The following is a 15,101-nucleotide window of genomic DNA, read 5'->3' as shown; positions in this document are numbered from 1 at the left end:
GCCGAGGGGAAACGTCGTGCACGCTGATGGGGTCGAGGCACTGAAGGCGCAGTTGGCCGAACGGTTCTGCCAGCTCCAGGCCGAGAAGGGCCTTACAGGCACTGAGCTGGAGAAACGCACCACCCACAACCGGAAGAACGCCTCCGCCATCCGCAACCGCGGCCGGCTCCCGACCCGCGACATCCTCCAGGCGTACGACCAGGTGTTCGGCACCCGCAGCGAGCTAACCGACCTCGGTGAACGAATCCGCGCGGCGCAGAAGGCGGTACGGCTGACCGAGTTGACCGCCGCGGCGGGGGTAGATATCCCCGAGCCGCAGGCCGCAGAGTCGGAAGGGGAGGTGAGGGGGACGGACAGGCGAACGTTCTTCGAGCTCACCGCGGCCCTTGCAGCCGACACCTATCGGCGGCGCGCGCGGCTCGGTCCTGATGCGCTGACCCTCGCCAGCCTTGATGGGGCGGTGGACCGTCACGCAGCCGCCTTCACGAGCACGCCTCACGACGCGCTCGCGCCCGAGGTGTTCAGGACCTGGCAGTCTGCGGAGAAGCACATCGAATCCGGGGTCAAGCCACGCGCACACGCGAAGTTGACCCGTGTGGCTGGGTTGTCCGCTTACATGCTCGCCCGGCTTGCCTTCAACATGGGCGACCAGGACGCATCCCAGCAACTCGTGATCCAAGCCCGGGACCACGCCGAACAGATCGATGACGATGTGCTGACGGCGTCTGTTGCCGCGATGGACTCCACTCTGTGCTTCTACAGGCAGCAGTACGACGAGGCGGCGAAGATCGTCCGTAAGGCTGGGGCAGTCGCGGATCACCCCTACACCCGGGCCCGCCTGTTCGCCTACGAGGCCCGCGCCTACGCCGCGTTCGGCGACCCGACGGCCACGCGGGAGGCGCTCGCACGCATGAATGCGGCCGTCATCGAGACACAACCACGGCCGGGGAGTTCCCCGTTCGGCCGAGCGAACGCCGACTGGTTCACCGCCGGGCTGCTCGCCCGGCTGGGTGCTGGTACGGAGGCCGAGCCGCTCGCGCGTCAGGCTGTCGAGGCGTTCGATAGCGGCCGGGCCACAGGCTTCGAGGACCACGGCCATGCCCTTATGGTCCTGGCGACTACTCTGCTTCGCCGTGAGCGTCCGGACCCGGCGGAAGCCGCGATGCTTGGCAGCCGCGCATTGGAGCTGGTAGCGGACCGGCCTACGCACACCGTCGTTACGCGCGCCTGCCGCCTCGTCAACGATCTCTCCGGGTACGGCTCGGTGCCGGAGGTGACCTCTTTCCGGGAACAGCTCACTACCGCCCCGCGTCCCGCTTTGATGGGCTGATGACGTTGGAACTGGCCGAGCCCACGCCCCAGGTCTACGTGCCGACCGTGACAACCCGCCGGCTGAGCCTCAGCGGCTGGACAGCCGTGGACATCCCGGCGTACACGGCGATGGCAGCCCACCCGGATATGAGCGCGTACACCGGTTCACCGGCAGACGAGGGCGCGGTCTGGCGAATGTTCGCTTTCCAGGTGGGGCACTGGGCGTTGCAGGGGTTCGGGATGTGGCTCGCGCATGACCGGACGACCGGCGAGTTCGTGGGCCGGGTGGGGCTGTACGAGGAGTACGGCTGGCCCGGCACCGAGGTGGCCTGGACCATCCGCCGGGAACGGTGGGGCGAGGGCCTCGCTACCGAAGGCGGCGCTGCGGCCCTGGAGTATGCCTTCGAGGTGTTGGCCCGGGAGCGGCTGATCAGCATCATCCACCCGGAGAACGCGGCCTCGATCCGTGTCGCGGAGAAGCTCGGCCTCGCTCTGGCCGAAGGTCCGGTAGACCGGGGCGGGAGACCCCGGAACATCTACGCGATCACCCGCCACGACTGGGCCGCTCGCCGGCAGGCCAGCGCCCCCGCCGACACAGGCTGAGCGGCCGAACCGGGAGGCCGCATGTGATCGTATGGGTGGCCATAAGATCACTCAGAACACCCGCGGTCGGCCCGCCTTCCCTCGCTGCGAAAGAAGTGCGAAGGAACTGCGAAAGAACCCCCGGGTGGCCGATGTTGACCTTCGCGGAGCCGGGAAGGTCAACATCCACGGTCGGCGCACACAGACCGGACCGCCTCCGTGGCCTGGCGGAGCGTGTCGAACAGGCTTTACGCGGCCGGGTCCTCCGCCTCGCCGCGGCCGCCAGCCCGAAGCCGCACTTCGAGGTGCATCCGGACGGCGCTGTACCGACGGTCCCCCTCCGGGGACGACACCCTGATCACATCCATGACCTCGGCGAGCACGGTCGCTGCCTTCGAGCCGAATCTTCATGCTGCCCATTCTCCGTGCGTGGTGTGCCGGCCCGGCCTCCCGGGGTCGCTGGCCCGTCCCGAACGGGACGGCACGGGCCCGGCGGCCCTTCGCCACGATGTGGATCACGTCCTGGGTGAAGTCGACGTCTTCGACGGTGAGGTTCTCGATCTTGGCGCGACGCGCACCGGTGTCCATGAACAGGCGGATGATCGCCTCGTCGCGGCGGGACACCAGGTCCCGGCAGGCACAGCCGGCGAGCAAAGTCCGGATCTGATCGTCGGTGAGAACGGGCACCGGCTGTTCGGGGACGACGGGCGGGCGCATCCGGTCGAGCGGCGACCGGTCGAGATCCTCTTCCTCGGCGAGCCACTGGCCGAACTGCTGCAACGCCCGGAAGACGAGGGACACGGTTGCCGGGGCGTGGGTGGCCGCGTAGTCCGCCAGGAAGGCTTCGACGTGGGAGCGTTCCAACTCGGCCGGGTCGGCCGGGCCGCCGTTCGCGGCGAGGTGGCGGCCAAGCGCGCCGCGCTCACCCGTCTCGACGATCATCTGATCGGCGGCTGAGATGCCCCACTCCCCCCGACGGCGGCCCGGCAGGCGTGCTACACCGGGTTGCTACAAACGGTCGGATTTCCCGGCCCCAGAGGCGCCAGAGGCGCCCCGTCGGGGGGTTCGGGGGGTCGTCCCCCGACTAGCATCGCGGCTGCTGGCGCAGTTGATCGCAGATCAACAAGCATGCGGAACCAGCCCGTGGGCGCGGCAGGGATCGAACCTGCGACCACTCGCTTGTAAGGCGAGCGCTCTCCCGCTGAGCTACGCGCCCGGGAGATGACGAGGCCGACTAAGACTACGCAGCGGCGAGCCCCGGCGGGAGCCGGCCCTCCACGACTCCCCAGACGCAGGCCGGCTCCCGCAAGGACGATCTTAGAGGATGGCGAGCGCCTTGAGGTACTCGGCCTGGTCCCGCGCGTCGGGGATGTTGTTGACGACCTTCCAGCGGACAACACCCTCCTTGTCGATGACGAAGGTGCCCCGCAGGGAGATGCCCCGCTCCGCGTTGAAGACGCCGTACGCGCTCGCGACGGCGCCGTGCGGCCAGAAGTCGGCGAGCAGCGGGAACTCGTAGCCCTGCTGGTCGGCCCAGACCTTGTGGGCGAACGGCGAGTCGACCGACACGGCCAGCACCTGGACGTCGTCGTTCTGGAACGAAGCGAGATCGTCCCGCACGGAGCACAGCTCGCCCTGGCAGACGCCGGTGAAGGTCAACGGGTAGAACAACAGGACCACGTTGCGCTTACCCTGGAACTCGGACAGCGTGACAACCTCGTTGTTCTGGTCCTTCAGCGAGAAGTCCGGGGCGACGGAGCCAACCTCGACGGCCATGGGCTCTTCCTCTCCACAACGGTGGGGAACTGATCAGGGACCGGTGACCACAACGGGTGATCACTACGGCGGCGGGCCCCGCGCCAGATCCGGCGAAGGTACTCACCGATCGGCATGGATGTCCCGATCCAGCATGCCATTGCCGGCTACCTCGAAGCTGGCCACCCATCCGCGGCGTGCCCTACACGACCTTCCGGATCTCCGCCGTACCGCCTGGAACCGCACCCGACCTGGACGTTCACACGCATGCTCGACAATCAGATCACGGCGATCGGATCGGGACGAAGGGTGTCCTTCCCGGTCCGGTGACCCCGATGCGGCGGGTGCGCGGGTTTTCGAGGCCAGAGTGCCCTAGTCTGGCCGATCGACGCGGGAGCCGCACCCGCCGGACATGCGTGGGGGCATGGTGCCGTGCCCCGCGGCCACCACTGGTATGGACACCGATGAGGACAGGGCCACGTTGACCAATCAGAGTTCCACCCCGCACGGATACCCCGCCCGGGAACCCCACCCGATCGACGGGCCGGGCACATCCACCGGCGGATTTCCGATCTATGCGTTTCGTGAGTCTCTGACCGGCCACGAACCGCAGCAAGGCTACCCCGCCACCCCCGACTACGGGACACCGGGTCTGGCCGGACCACCTGGTTCCCCCGACACGTTCCAGGGGTCCGGCCTACTCGGGAGGAGGCGTAACCCCTTCGCGGTGTGGCTGGGTCTTCCTCTGATCACCCTGGGTGTCTACCCGTTCGTCTGGATCTACCGGACGAACAAGGAACTCGCCGAGTATGACCGGCGCATCGAGGTGAACCCGACGCTGTCGCTGCTGGCCTTCCTGATCGGCTGGGTAATCATCGTCCCGCCGTTCGTCGCGGCTTGGCGGCTCGGCACCCGCGTCCGCGACGCCCAGCGTGCGGCCGGGGTAGCCGAGACGAATCCGGTCCTGGCCTTCGCTCTCTTCCTCATCGGCGGCGGCGCGCTGGTCCTGCAGTTCGGAATCAACCGCATCTGGGACCGCTACCCCGGGGCGGTCGAGGGCCAGCAGGTGCCGCTCTACCGGTGACCGCCCTACCGGTGACCGCCCGCCGCCCGGCCCACCTGGAGCGCCGCCCACGGCGGCGAGAGACGCCCATACACCCCGCGTACGTCCCGGAGGCACGCGAGCACGGCGGTGCGCGCCTGCCTCGACCCGGACCCCGAAACCGGGGGAACCGGCCCGAACCGACCAGGCCCGGCCGAACCGACCAGGCCCGGCCGGGCCCGGACCGGCCAGGCCCAGCTGGGCCGGACCGGGCACCCTGGGTCAGCGGTGACGCACCCGCTGCGACTTCGGCGCCGCCAGCCGCTGGCCGGACCACTCCTGGGCGACGCTCAACGTGCTGGTCTGGACGAGACCCGCGGTGGGCACCGCGTCCAGCACGTCACTCGGCTCGACATGGCCGGCACGCCCGGCCTTGGGCGTCAGCAGCCAGATCACGCCGTCGTCGGACAGCTGCCGCCGTGCGTCGATGAGGGCGTTCGCCAGGTCCCCGTCATCCTCCCGCCACCACAGCAGGACGATGTCGACGACGTCGTCGGAGTCCTCGGGGACAAGCTCGGTCCCGCTGGCGCTCGTGACGGCGTCCAGCAGGTCCTGGGCGATGTCGTCGTCCTCGTTGAGCGACTGCACCTGGGTCCCGGCGGAGACTCCCAGCCGCTCCGCTCGGCGCTGACCCTCGGCGTTCGCCGCGGTCGGACTCACCCTCCACTACCTCCTGCTCGTATGTCGACGCTCCGCGTAGCCGCGAGGGCGTCCCGTCTCGGTGGACGCATCCAATGATGATCCTCATCGATCGGTGCGCCTCGACCTAGTCCACCGGACCTTCCGGTGACTGCGCAAGTGCCACGCCGTCGGTTGTGGACAAGCGACGGCGTGGTCAGCCTGATGTGACTCCCCGCCAGTACCCCGGAGAGAGCGGAATCATCCCGCCAGGAACGACATCCGGACCGTTCGATCGGGGTTGTCCACGTTGAGGTCCACCAGCGCAATGGACTGCCAGACCCCGAGCGCGAGGCGGCCGTCGATCACCGGGACCGTCAACGAGGGCGGGATGATGGCCGGCATCACATGCGAGCGGCCGTGACCGAGCGTTCCATGTGCGTGGCGCCATCTGCCGTCGGCGGGGAGCAGATCCGCGAGCGCCGCGAGCAGGTCGGCATCACTACCGGAGCCCAACTCGAAGATGGCCACGCCGGCCGTGGCATGCGGCACGAAGACCGACAGCAACCCATCACCGGAACCGGTAAGGAACCGCCGCGCATCGGGTGTGAGGTCCACCACACTTTCTCGCCGGCCGGTGCGCACGGACAGCGTCGTCGTCTTCATCCGGGTCTCCATCAGGGTGATTGTCCACCACGGCGGGGCCCGGCATCGGCCGCACTACGGACGACATGCCAACAACGCACCGCACATCGCCCAGGTCCCGACCCGGAAGTAACAAGACGTACGTGACGAGGCAGCTGCGATAGAGCACGATGGTCCATGACAGGCCCGTTCTCCGGGTGACCCCCCTCTCGGCCACCGAGGGTCGGCCATCACCCAGAGCACAGGCGTCGTATGGGATGAGCGAGCGGCCGGGATGCGGCGGCGCATTGATCATGCATGTTTCCACCCCGGTACGTTGCGAAAGTGACCACTGGGCCGACGGTCATACGATCAGGACCTTTTCGCATGGTCGTGACGGCCCCGGGAAGCTCGAGGAGCAGGAGAAGGCGTGGCGCAGGACACACCCCGGAAGTTCTCGGTCATCACCGATGGGCTACCGAGTCAGCTGCCGGATATCGATCCCTCCGAGACCAGCGAGTGGCTGGAGTCGCTCGACGCCGTCATCGAGGAGTCCGGCCGCGGCCGGGCCCGCTTCCTCATGTTGAAGCTCCTCGAACGGGCCCGGGAGAAGGCGGTCGGTGTTCCCGGTCTCACCAGCACCGACTACATCAACACCATCAGCCCGGAGCGGGAGCCCTGGTTCCCCGGCAACGAGCACATCGAACGCCGCATCCGGGCCTATATCCGGTGGAACGCGGCCATCATGGTGAGCCGCGCCAACCGCCCCGCGTTCAATGTCGGCGGTCACATCGCGACCTACGCCTCAAGCGCGAGCCTCTACGAGGTGGGCTTCAACCATTTCTTCCGCGGCAAGGACCATCTCAGTTCCTCGCCGGGAAGTGCCTCGGGTGACCAGATCTTTATTCAGGGTCACGCGTCCCCGGGCATCTACGCCCGCGCCTTCCTGGAAGGCCGGCTGACGGAGAAGCAGCTCGACGCCTTCCGGCGCGAGGGCGAGTCGGGCGGCCTGTCGTCCTACCCTCACCCTCGGCTCATGCCTGATTTCTGGGAGTTCCCCACGGTTTCGATGGGACTCGGGCCGATCGGCGCCATCTACCAGGCCCGGTTCAACCGCTACCTGCTCAACCGCCAGATCAAGGACACCTCGGGCAGCCGGGTGTGGGCGTTCCTCGGCGACGGCGAGATGGACGAGCCGGAGTCAATCGGCGCGCTGGGCGTGGCCGCCCGCGAGGAGCTCGACAACCTCATCTTCGTGGTCAACTGCAACCTGCAGCGCCTCGACGGCCCGGTCCGCGGCAACGGCAAGATCATGCAGGAGCTGGAGTCGCTGTTCCGGGGCGCCGGCTGGAACGTCATCAAGGTGGTCTGGGGCCGCGACTGGGACCCGCTGCTGGCCAAGGACACCGACGGCGTGCTGGTAAACCGCATGAACACCACGCCGGACGGGCAGTTCCAGACCTACTCGACGTCGTCGGGCGAATACATCCGGGAGCACTTCTTCGGCTCGGACGCCCGGCTGCGCCGGATGGTCGCGGACCTCTCCGACGACGATCTGCGCAAGCTCTCCCGCGGTGGCCACGACTACCGCAAGCTCTACGCGGCCTACAAGGCGGCGACCGAGCACGCGGGCCAGCCCACGGTCATCCTCGCGCACACCATCAAGGGCTGGACCCTGGGCAAGGACTTCGAGGCCCGCAACGCCACCCACCAGATGAAGAAGCTGACCAAGAGCGAGCTCAAGGAGTTCCGCGACCGGCTCTATCTGGAGATCCCGGACTCGGCCCTGTCGGGTGACCTGCCGCCCTACTGCCACCCGGGGCCGGACTCTGAGGAAATCGCGTACATGCGGGAACGCCGGGCCGCGCTCGGTGGGTCGATCCCGCGTCGGGTCGTGCGGGCCAAGCCGCTCCCCCAACCGCCAGCGAAGATCTTCGACGAACTCCGGAAGGGCTCCGGCAAACAGCCCGTCGCCACGACGATGGCCTTCGTCCGGCTGCTGAAGGACCTCATGAAGACCAAGGAGATGGGCGCGCGCTTCGTGCCGGTCATCCCCGACGAGGCCCGCACCTTCGGCATGGACGCGATGTTCCCGACGGCGAAGATCTACTCGCCGCACGGGCAGCGCTACGAGGCCGTCGACCGCGAACTGCTGCTGTCCTACCAGGAGTCCGAGACCGGTCAGATGCTGCACGAGGGCATCAGCGAGGCCGGGTCGATGGGCTCGGTGATCGCCGCTGGCACGGCGTACGCCACCCACGCGCAGCACATGATCCCGGTCTACGTCTTCTACTCGATGTTCGGCTTCCAGCGCACCGGCGACCAGATGTGGGCGCTCGGCGACCAGCTCGGCCGCGGGTTCCTGCTCGGGGCGACCGCCGGTCGGACCACTCTCAACGGCGAGGGCCTGCAGCACCAGGACGGCCACTCCCTGCTCCTGGCGTCGACTAACCCGGCCTGCGTGGCCTACGACCCCGCCTTCGCCTTCGAGCTGACACACATCGTCCGGGACGCGCTCGACCGAATGTACGGCGAGCGGGACGACAACGTCTTCTACTACCTCACTGTCTACAACGAGCCGGTGCCGCAGCCTGCCGAGCCCGCGGGTCTCGACCCGGCGCAGATCATCTCCGGGATGTACCGGTTCCGCTCGGCTGAGGACCTGGCCGGCGGGCTTCCGGCGGCGGGGGCCGGCGTGGGCTCCCCGCCGCGGGCGCAACTGCTGGCCAGCGGGACTTCCATCCACTGGGCGCTGGCGGCGCAGGAGATCCTTGCCGCCGACTTCGGGGTCGCCGCCGACCTGTGGTCGGTGACCTCGTGGAACGAGCTTCGGCGAGATGCGCTCGACTGCGACCGCGCCAACCTGCTCAACCCCGAGGCCGACGACGCCGTGCCGTACGTGACCCGTGCCCTCGAAGGGGCCGCCGGCCCGGTCGTGGCGGTCTCCGACTGGATGCGCGCGGTGCCCGACCAGATCTCCCGGTGGGTTCCGCAGCCGTTCACCTCGCTGGGCACCGACGGGTACGGCCGTTCCGACACTCGGGCCGCCCTGCGCCGGCACTTCAAGGTCGACGCCGAGTCGATCGTCGTCGCGACCCTGGAAGCCCTCGTCCGGGCCGGTGAGGTCAAGGCCACCACGGTCGGGGACGCGATCAGGCGATTCGGGTTGCGTGCCGACAAGGCCGGCCTGGACGGGCCCGAGGCGATCGTGGCCGGCATCAGGATCGTGGCCGGCGCCGAGCAGGACGAGCGGCCGATCTCGGGCTGACCGACCCACTCAGGCCCCGGACCACTCAGGTCCCGGATTGCCCAGGCCTTCGGGCCATCCGGGACCTCCCCGGCGCCGACGGAGCCACCTGCGGGCTCCCCGGCGCCGGGGCCCGAGGTCACGGTGCCGGACCGGACCCCCGCGTGGCCCACCCGGCGCGGAGCCCGGGTGGCTGGGTCCGGAAGGTGGGGCCCGGAAGGTGGGGCCCGCGCGATGGAGCCCACCACACCGCACCCGCCGGACCGGATCCCACGGCACCGGAGCCGCCGGGCCGTCCGGCCCCACCGCGCCCGCATCACCGCCTCCAGACCGACCCATCCGGCCCACCGCGTTCGGGCCATCGCCTCCAGGCCCGCCCATCCGGCCCATCCGGCCCACCGCATTCGGATCGGTACCTCCGGGCCACCCCGGCCGGGCAGCGGGCCGCGCACCGAACCCCTTGGCGTCCGATCTCGGCCCCGCGGCCTCGGGTTTCATTCTCCGGGCCCACCGCGTTGCCCCCCTGCATCCAGGCGCGCCCGGTTCCGGCGGGCCCGGCCCGGACCCCCCGGAGGAGTTACCCAGCGCATCGGCACTGTCCGTGATGAACTCCACCGCGCTCGGCTTCATCGGGGTCCACCGCCGTCCCCGATTCGGTTACGCCCCGGGTCTTTCGCGGTACCCCATGTTCCACTTGATGACGCGTTGAGTTCCGCATCGCCGCCGCGGACACTAGTCTCTCGAGGGTGATGTCCAAAGGTTGGTCACGCGGCGTTACCAGCTGTGAAACCGCCGGCGGCGAAGCCCTCCGGCACGTACTCCCGGCCCCCGTCGGTGTCGGAGAGCAACGAAAACCCGCCTGCCGATCATCGCACGGCCACGTCGCGGTCCGGTACGGTCAGGCATCTGTCAGGTCGCTGTCAGGTCAATTGTCAGGTCAATCAGGAGCCGGCCGGCCAGCCGATAACCAGCCGACCGGCCGGCGCGCGGCTGCGGGTCGTGACGAGGCCCGCGCGGCGTCTGCTGCGACGGTCGAGGAGGACGAGGTGAATGGTGTGGCGACGACCACCGCACCCGCGGCGGCATCACCTGAACCGCGGACAGGCGGGAGCGCGGTGAGCCCACGGCGGTCCCAGTGCGGCGTCGCAAGCCGCGTGGACGGGACGGCGGCATGATCCTGCGGGCCCGTCGCATCGAGCGGCTGGAGGAACATCCCAACCTCCGCGGCATTCTCGGCATCCTCGCCCAACTCGTCCACACCACCGACACGGAGCTCGTCTCGCTCGCCGCCGCCTGGCGCAACTCGGGGTACCTCGCCGCTGCCCGGGACAAGGCGCTCTCCCCCGACTCTCCATTGATCGTCGAGGTGCTGGCCGCCTTCGACGCGTTGAGCGCGATCTACGCCGACGACCTCACCGGCGCGGAGTACGTCACCGTCGAACCGACGATCGCCGCCACGGCTCTGCGCGCGATGCGCGACGCGGTCGCCGCCTCCTACTCCCGGCCCATCCTCGGCCGCGCGGAGTACGCGGCACTGATGCGTCCGTGGCGCACGGTCTACCCCCGCGCGCGCTCGCACGAACCCGACCTCGGCCCGGCCGCGGCGGACGTGAAGCGGGTTCTCGCGGCACTCCCGGTCCTCGCCGGGCGCTGCCACGATCCGGACAGCCTCGAGGTCTTCGACGGCCTGCTGGTGTCCGCACTCACCCGCGACGACTCCGCGCATCAGATGGCGATGGACGCCGCCTTCGCGAGCGCCGTGGTGACCGGGCGTCGCCGGGTGTGGACCCTGGTCCGGCGCAGCGCCGCCGAGGGTTTCTGGCGGTTGTGCCCGTACTGCCGCGGCCATCGGGGCACCGATTCGAGCGAGGACCGGCGGGTCATGGAGCTGTGCGCCGACCTGGCCTGCGCGCTGCTCGTCGAGGATCTCCTCGATACCGACCAGTTCACCCGGCTGACCAGCCCGCTGCACACGCTCATCCCGTTGCAGCACCGCCGCGGTCGCTGACGCCGCCGCGGTCCGCCCGGCTGCCGGTCCACCGGCCCGGCTCAGCCGGATGCGCCGGGCCGCCGCGGCCGGTAGACGATCAGTCGGGCTCCGCCCGGAGTGATGACGATGCGTTCCACTCCCTCCGTGACCTCGCCGTCACAGGCGAACGGCAGCGGGCCGGGCTGACGGGATGAGATCGTGACCCGTTCGACCGTGTGTTGTTCGTACACCCGGCTGCGCCCGAGACGGCCGGTCAGCACCGCCCCCACCAGCCGGAGCCGGGCAAGCGACGCCGCGGCGTCGACCACCCGCAGGTCCAGCAGCCCTTCGTCGAGGCGGGTGCGGTAGGTGGGGGCGAACCCGTCGGGCTGGTAGATCCCGTTGCCGACGAAGATCAGCCAGACCCGGCGGTACTCGGAGTCGATCTCGACCTCGAACGGCGTTTCGTGGCGCAGCACCCAGCTCAGCGCGATGAGCATCGCCGGCCACTTGCCGATGCGGCGCTCGAACCGCGCACGGATGGCGACCATGTCCGGGTAACCGCCGAGGCTCGCGGTGTTCACGAAGATGCGGGAGAACCGACTGAACGTCGCGCCGATGCCCTCGGCCCGGCCGATGTCGACGGCGACCGCCGAACCCTCCCGTATCGCCTGCACCGAGTCACCCGCCCCGGCGAGTCCGACGTCCGCGGCGAAGTGGTTGAGCGTGCCCGCGGGGAAGACCGCCAGCGGCACGCCGTGCGCCAGCGCGGTCTGGGCGGCCGCGTTGATGGTGCCGTCGCCGCCGGCGACGCCCAGCACACGGGACCGCGCCGCCGCGGACCTCAGCACGGTTCTTACGTCGCCGCCCGCGTCGACCTCGACGACCCGGGCCCTGGGCAGGTCGGCCCGCAGCACGGCGAGCAGGTCCGTGTGGTTACCCGGACCGGAACGGGCGTTCACCACCACGGTAAGGCCGTCGCCGTCGGGCAGGGCGGGCGCCCACGCCGACGCGGGGCTGGCCCGGGCGGGGGCCCACGGCCGACGCGGCATCACCTTCGTCGTCGCCAGGCCCGCCCCTATCCCCAGCAGCACGCCGGCGGCCACGTCCCCGGGATAGTGCACCCCGACGTACACCCGGGAGAACGCCACCGCGGCGGCGAGCACAGCCACCGGCACCGCCGCGCCGGGTGCGTCCAACGCGACTCCGGTGGCGAAGGCGGCTGCCGACGCCGCGTGCCCAGAGGGGAACGAGAACGTCGTGAGATCCTCGCGAAGCCGCCGCAGCGGGGGAATCGTGTGAGTCGGTGGGCGGTCCCGGCGGAACACCACCTTCATCGGCCCGTTGGCGAGAACGCTCGCGACTCCCAGGGCGAGCAGGCCACGGACGGCCGCCGGGCGACGGCGTCCCTTCGTCGCACCGAGCGCCCCGGCCACCCCCCACCAGAGCAGACCATGATCGGCAGCGTGGGACAGCCGCGGCAGCGCCGGGTCGAGCAGCGGTCTGCCGCCGGCCAGCGCCGCGAACAGCGACCGGTCCGCACTGGTGAAGGCGTGCAGGAACGTCCGGCCCAGCGCGATGTCACGGCGCATGAGGATCCGGACGCGCCGACCGACCCGGTTCTCCGCGGGCCAGCGGGGAGCGGTCCCGTTTCCCGGCCTCGTCACCGACCTTGACGCCACGCCGGCACCGTACCCGTAAGGGGGACACCCAGATCAACTGGGATGAACTTCACATCCTCCCGAACTCCACGGAAGGAGCGAGCAGAAGGAGCTCGCTGTCAGGCCGCGCCTGTCAGAACGCGACCGTCAGAACGCGACCGGGGCCTGGCTCGCCCATCTCGGAGCCGGCGGCCGTGCCACGCCCCCGGGCCGGGGCAGCGCCCGTCGTGGCTCGACGGTGCGACCTGTCGGCAGGATCTCGCCGGTGTCCTCGAACAGAATCACCCCGTTACACAGCAGGATCCAGCCCTGGTCCCAATGCTGGCTGGCCACCCGGGCAGCGTCGCGATCCGCACTGTCCGCCGTGGGGCAGGGCGGACAGTGCGGGCAACCACGTCGCCGGAGCGCGGCTGTGCGTGAGGCGTCAGCGGGCAGGGGAACTGAGGACGGCTCGGGCGAGGAGGGCTCCGGGTCGTCGGTGGGCACCGGGGACGCCGATGCCGGGTCTGAAACGCGAACAGCTTGCACGAGCACCAGACGTTACGCCTCTCCGTAAGAAGCGTCACACCGAGGCGCGTGTGAAGGGGCCGACGTGTCTGCGACCCTTGACTCGCAAGTCAGCGTGGGCAACGGCCGTGACCAGCGCGGATGCGAAACGCGGCACATCGGGAACCAGCCGGACGGACCACGGGGTGTCTACAGCGAGATACCGGTAACAGGACCGGACCATCGGATCGGTAGGTTACGGGGCGGTGGCCGAGCGGTTCCGCCATCCTGACCGCAACAATGACGTGGGCCGGTTCCGCTGATGCGCCCACCTGCATGAACGGCGCCCGTTGTCCCCGGCGACCGGGCATCGACACGGCAGAGCCACGGACAGGCACCGGTGAACGGCCACGGACCCGGACATGCCCGGCCACAAGGGGGGGTACGGACGATGGACGGTGCCACGGGTGTCGGTACCGGTACCGACGCCTTCGGGGGCATCCCCACCGGCGGGGGTTTCGGCCCGCGTGCCGGCGGACAGCCGGTCGAGGTGTCGGTCGTCATGCCGTGTCTGAACGAGCAGGAGTCGGTCGGCGTCTGTGTGCGCAAGGCCCTTGCGGGACTGGCCACCGCGGGTGCCGCGGGCGAGGTCGTCGTTGTCGACAACGGATCCACGGACCGGTCGGCGGACGTCGCCGCAGCCGCAGGTGCCCGGGTCGTCCGCGAGACCCGGCGCGGCTACGGCAACGCCTACCTGGCCGGGTTCGCCGCCGCCCGAGGCCGGCTGATCGTGATGGGCGACGCCGACGACTCCTACGACTTCTCGGATCTGGGCGTCCTGCTCGCTCCGCTGCGCGCCGGGCGGGCCGACTACGTGCTCGGGTCGCGCTTCGCTGGAGAGATCCTGCCGGGAGCGATGCCCTGGCTGCACCGTTACGTCGGCAACCCTGTGCTCACCGGCATCCTGAACCGGCTGTTCGACGTCCGTTCCTCCGACGCGCACTCGGGCATGCGGGCCTTCAGCCGAGAGGCGTACCTGCGTATGCAGCTGCGCTGCGAGGGGATGGAGCTCGCCTCCGAACTGGTGATCGCCGCGGGCCGCGCCGAGCTTCGGATCGAGGAGGTGCCGATCACTTACCATCCGCGGGTCGGGGCCTCCAAGCTGCACTCCCTGCGGGATGGTTGGCGGCACCTGCGGTTCATGCTGCTGCTGGCGCCGAGGCACCTGTTCGTGCTGCCCGGCCTGGTGCTGCTGGCGCTCGGGATCGTGGGCCAGGCGGCGCTGCTGCCCGGCTCGCTCAATCTCGGCTTCCACCGGCTGGACCTGCACTTCTCGATCCTGTTCGCGCTGCTGGCGCTACTCGGCTGGCAACTGGTGCTGCTGGGGGTCTGCGCCGACGTCCACAACCACGCCCTCGGCTGGCAGGAGCGCCGCCGCTGGCCGCTGCCGCTCATCCACCGCCTGTTCACCCTCGAACGCGGGCTTGCGCTCGGCGCGGGCCTGTTCATCGTCGGATTTGTCGTGGACGTGGTCGTCCTCGTCCGCTGGCTGGTCAACAATCTCGGACCGCTCAACGAGATGCGCCCGGCCCTGCTCGCGATGACGCTGATGGTGTTGGGCGCGCAGACCGCCTTCGGATCCTTCTTCCTGCGGCTGCTGACCGCCGGACCCAGCGGGGGGCATCAGCGGGCGTCGGCCCGCGGTACCCGTGCCGGCACGGGTACCGGCACGGGTACCGGCACGGG

General features: G+C 70.0%; 12 protein-coding genes and 1 tRNA gene. 6 read left to right on the top strand and 7 right to left on the bottom strand.

Translation table 11 applies throughout. The features are described from left to right. Positions 1 to 16: 16 nt before the first annotated feature. Positions 17 to 1,330 (top strand): hypothetical protein, encoded by a 1,314-nt coding sequence (locus BMG523DRAFT_RS01400; RefSeq protein WP_011437435.1) that lies wholly within the window; start codon positions 17 to 19, stop codon positions 1,328 to 1,330. Further along, positions 1,330 to 1,914 carry a GNAT family N-acetyltransferase gene (locus BMG523DRAFT_RS01395; protein WP_011437436.1) on the top strand — a complete coding sequence of 195 codons (585 nt, stop codon included), beginning with the start codon at positions 1,330 to 1,332 and terminating at the stop codon, positions 1,912 to 1,914. Before BMG523DRAFT_RS01400 ends, BMG523DRAFT_RS01395 begins: the two co-directional genes overlap by 1 nt. 51 nt (positions 1,915 to 1,965) lie before the next feature. Here BMG523DRAFT_RS01395 and BMG523DRAFT_RS27145 read toward each other — a convergent pair whose 3' ends face one another. The 3 genes from BMG523DRAFT_RS27145 to BMG523DRAFT_RS01380 form a co-directional block, all read right to left on the bottom strand. Then, complete coding sequence (locus tag BMG523DRAFT_RS27145; protein WP_368671082.1) at positions 1,966 to 2,610, bottom strand: tyrosine-type recombinase/integrase; 645 nt, start codon at positions 2,608 to 2,610, stop codon at positions 1,966 to 1,968. Positions 2,611 to 3,037: 427 nt separating this feature from the next. After that, positions 3,038 to 3,109: transfer RNA gene (locus tag BMG523DRAFT_RS01385), tRNA-Val, on the bottom strand. A 101-nt stretch (positions 3,110 to 3,210) separates the two neighbouring features. After that, entirely contained in the window at positions 3,211 to 3,669 is a 459-nt protein-coding gene (locus BMG523DRAFT_RS01380) for a peroxiredoxin (protein WP_011437438.1), read from the bottom strand. A 460-nt stretch (positions 3,670 to 4,129) separates the two neighbouring features. Here BMG523DRAFT_RS01380 and BMG523DRAFT_RS01375 point away from each other — a divergent pair, with 460 nt between their 5' ends. Then, a complete protein-coding gene (locus BMG523DRAFT_RS01375) occupies positions 4,130 to 4,732 on the top strand; it encodes a DUF4234 domain-containing protein (protein ID WP_232235024.1) in 603 nt (200 codons plus the stop codon). Between the two features lie 240 nt (positions 4,733 to 4,972). On the opposite strand, the gene BMG523DRAFT_RS01370 is transcribed toward BMG523DRAFT_RS01375, so the two are convergent. Further along, the gene (locus BMG523DRAFT_RS01370; RefSeq protein WP_011437440.1) at positions 4,973 to 5,410 is read right to left on the bottom strand and encodes a DUF3052 domain-containing protein; all 438 of its coding nucleotides are present in this window, start codon (positions 5,408 to 5,410) and stop codon (positions 4,973 to 4,975) included. A 219-nt stretch (positions 5,411 to 5,629) separates the two neighbouring features. Then, positions 5,630 to 6,034, bottom strand: coding sequence for a secondary thiamine-phosphate synthase enzyme YjbQ (locus tag BMG523DRAFT_RS01365; RefSeq protein WP_043590207.1), 405 nt, complete (start codon positions 6,032 to 6,034; stop codon positions 5,630 to 5,632). Between the two features lie 388 nt (positions 6,035 to 6,422). Between BMG523DRAFT_RS01365 and aceE the strand changes: the two genes are divergently transcribed. Continuing rightward, the gene (aceE, locus tag BMG523DRAFT_RS01360; RefSeq protein WP_011437442.1) at positions 6,423 to 9,260 is read left to right on the top strand and encodes a pyruvate dehydrogenase (acetyl-transferring), homodimeric type; all 2,838 of its coding nucleotides are present in this window, start codon (positions 6,423 to 6,425) and stop codon (positions 9,258 to 9,260) included. A 1,150-nt stretch (positions 9,261 to 10,410) separates the two neighbouring features. After that, positions 10,411 to 11,247, top strand: coding sequence for a hypothetical protein (locus BMG523DRAFT_RS01355; protein WP_011437443.1), 837 nt, complete (start codon positions 10,411 to 10,413; stop codon positions 11,245 to 11,247). Between the two features lie 41 nt (positions 11,248 to 11,288). On the opposite strand, the gene BMG523DRAFT_RS01350 is transcribed toward BMG523DRAFT_RS01355, so the two are convergent. Both BMG523DRAFT_RS01350 and BMG523DRAFT_RS26960 read right to left on the bottom strand, forming a co-directional pair. Then, positions 11,289 to 12,800, bottom strand: coding sequence for a bifunctional phosphatase PAP2/diacylglycerol kinase family protein (locus BMG523DRAFT_RS01350; RefSeq protein ID WP_023841278.1), 1,512 nt, complete (start codon positions 12,798 to 12,800; stop codon positions 11,289 to 11,291). Positions 12,801 to 13,016: 216 nt separating this feature from the next. Further along, on the bottom strand, positions 13,017 to 13,355 hold the full coding sequence (locus BMG523DRAFT_RS26960) for a DUF5999 family protein (protein ID WP_255353838.1): 339 nt from the start codon (positions 13,353 to 13,355) through the stop codon (positions 13,017 to 13,019). A gap of 451 nt (positions 13,356 to 13,806) precedes the next feature. Between BMG523DRAFT_RS26960 and BMG523DRAFT_RS01340 the strand changes: the two genes are divergently transcribed. After that, positions 13,807 to 15,101: glycosyltransferase family 2 protein (locus BMG523DRAFT_RS01340; protein ID WP_083494705.1), on the top strand; the 1,295-nt coding region annotated here is incomplete at its 3' end.

The sequence above is a fragment of the Frankia sp. BMG5.23 genome (assembly GCF_000685765.2).
GTDB classification, from domain to species: Bacteria; Actinomycetota; Actinomycetes; order Frankiales; family Frankiaceae; genus Frankia; species Frankia casuarinae.
This window is presented reverse-complemented; position numbering and strand designations above follow the sequence as displayed.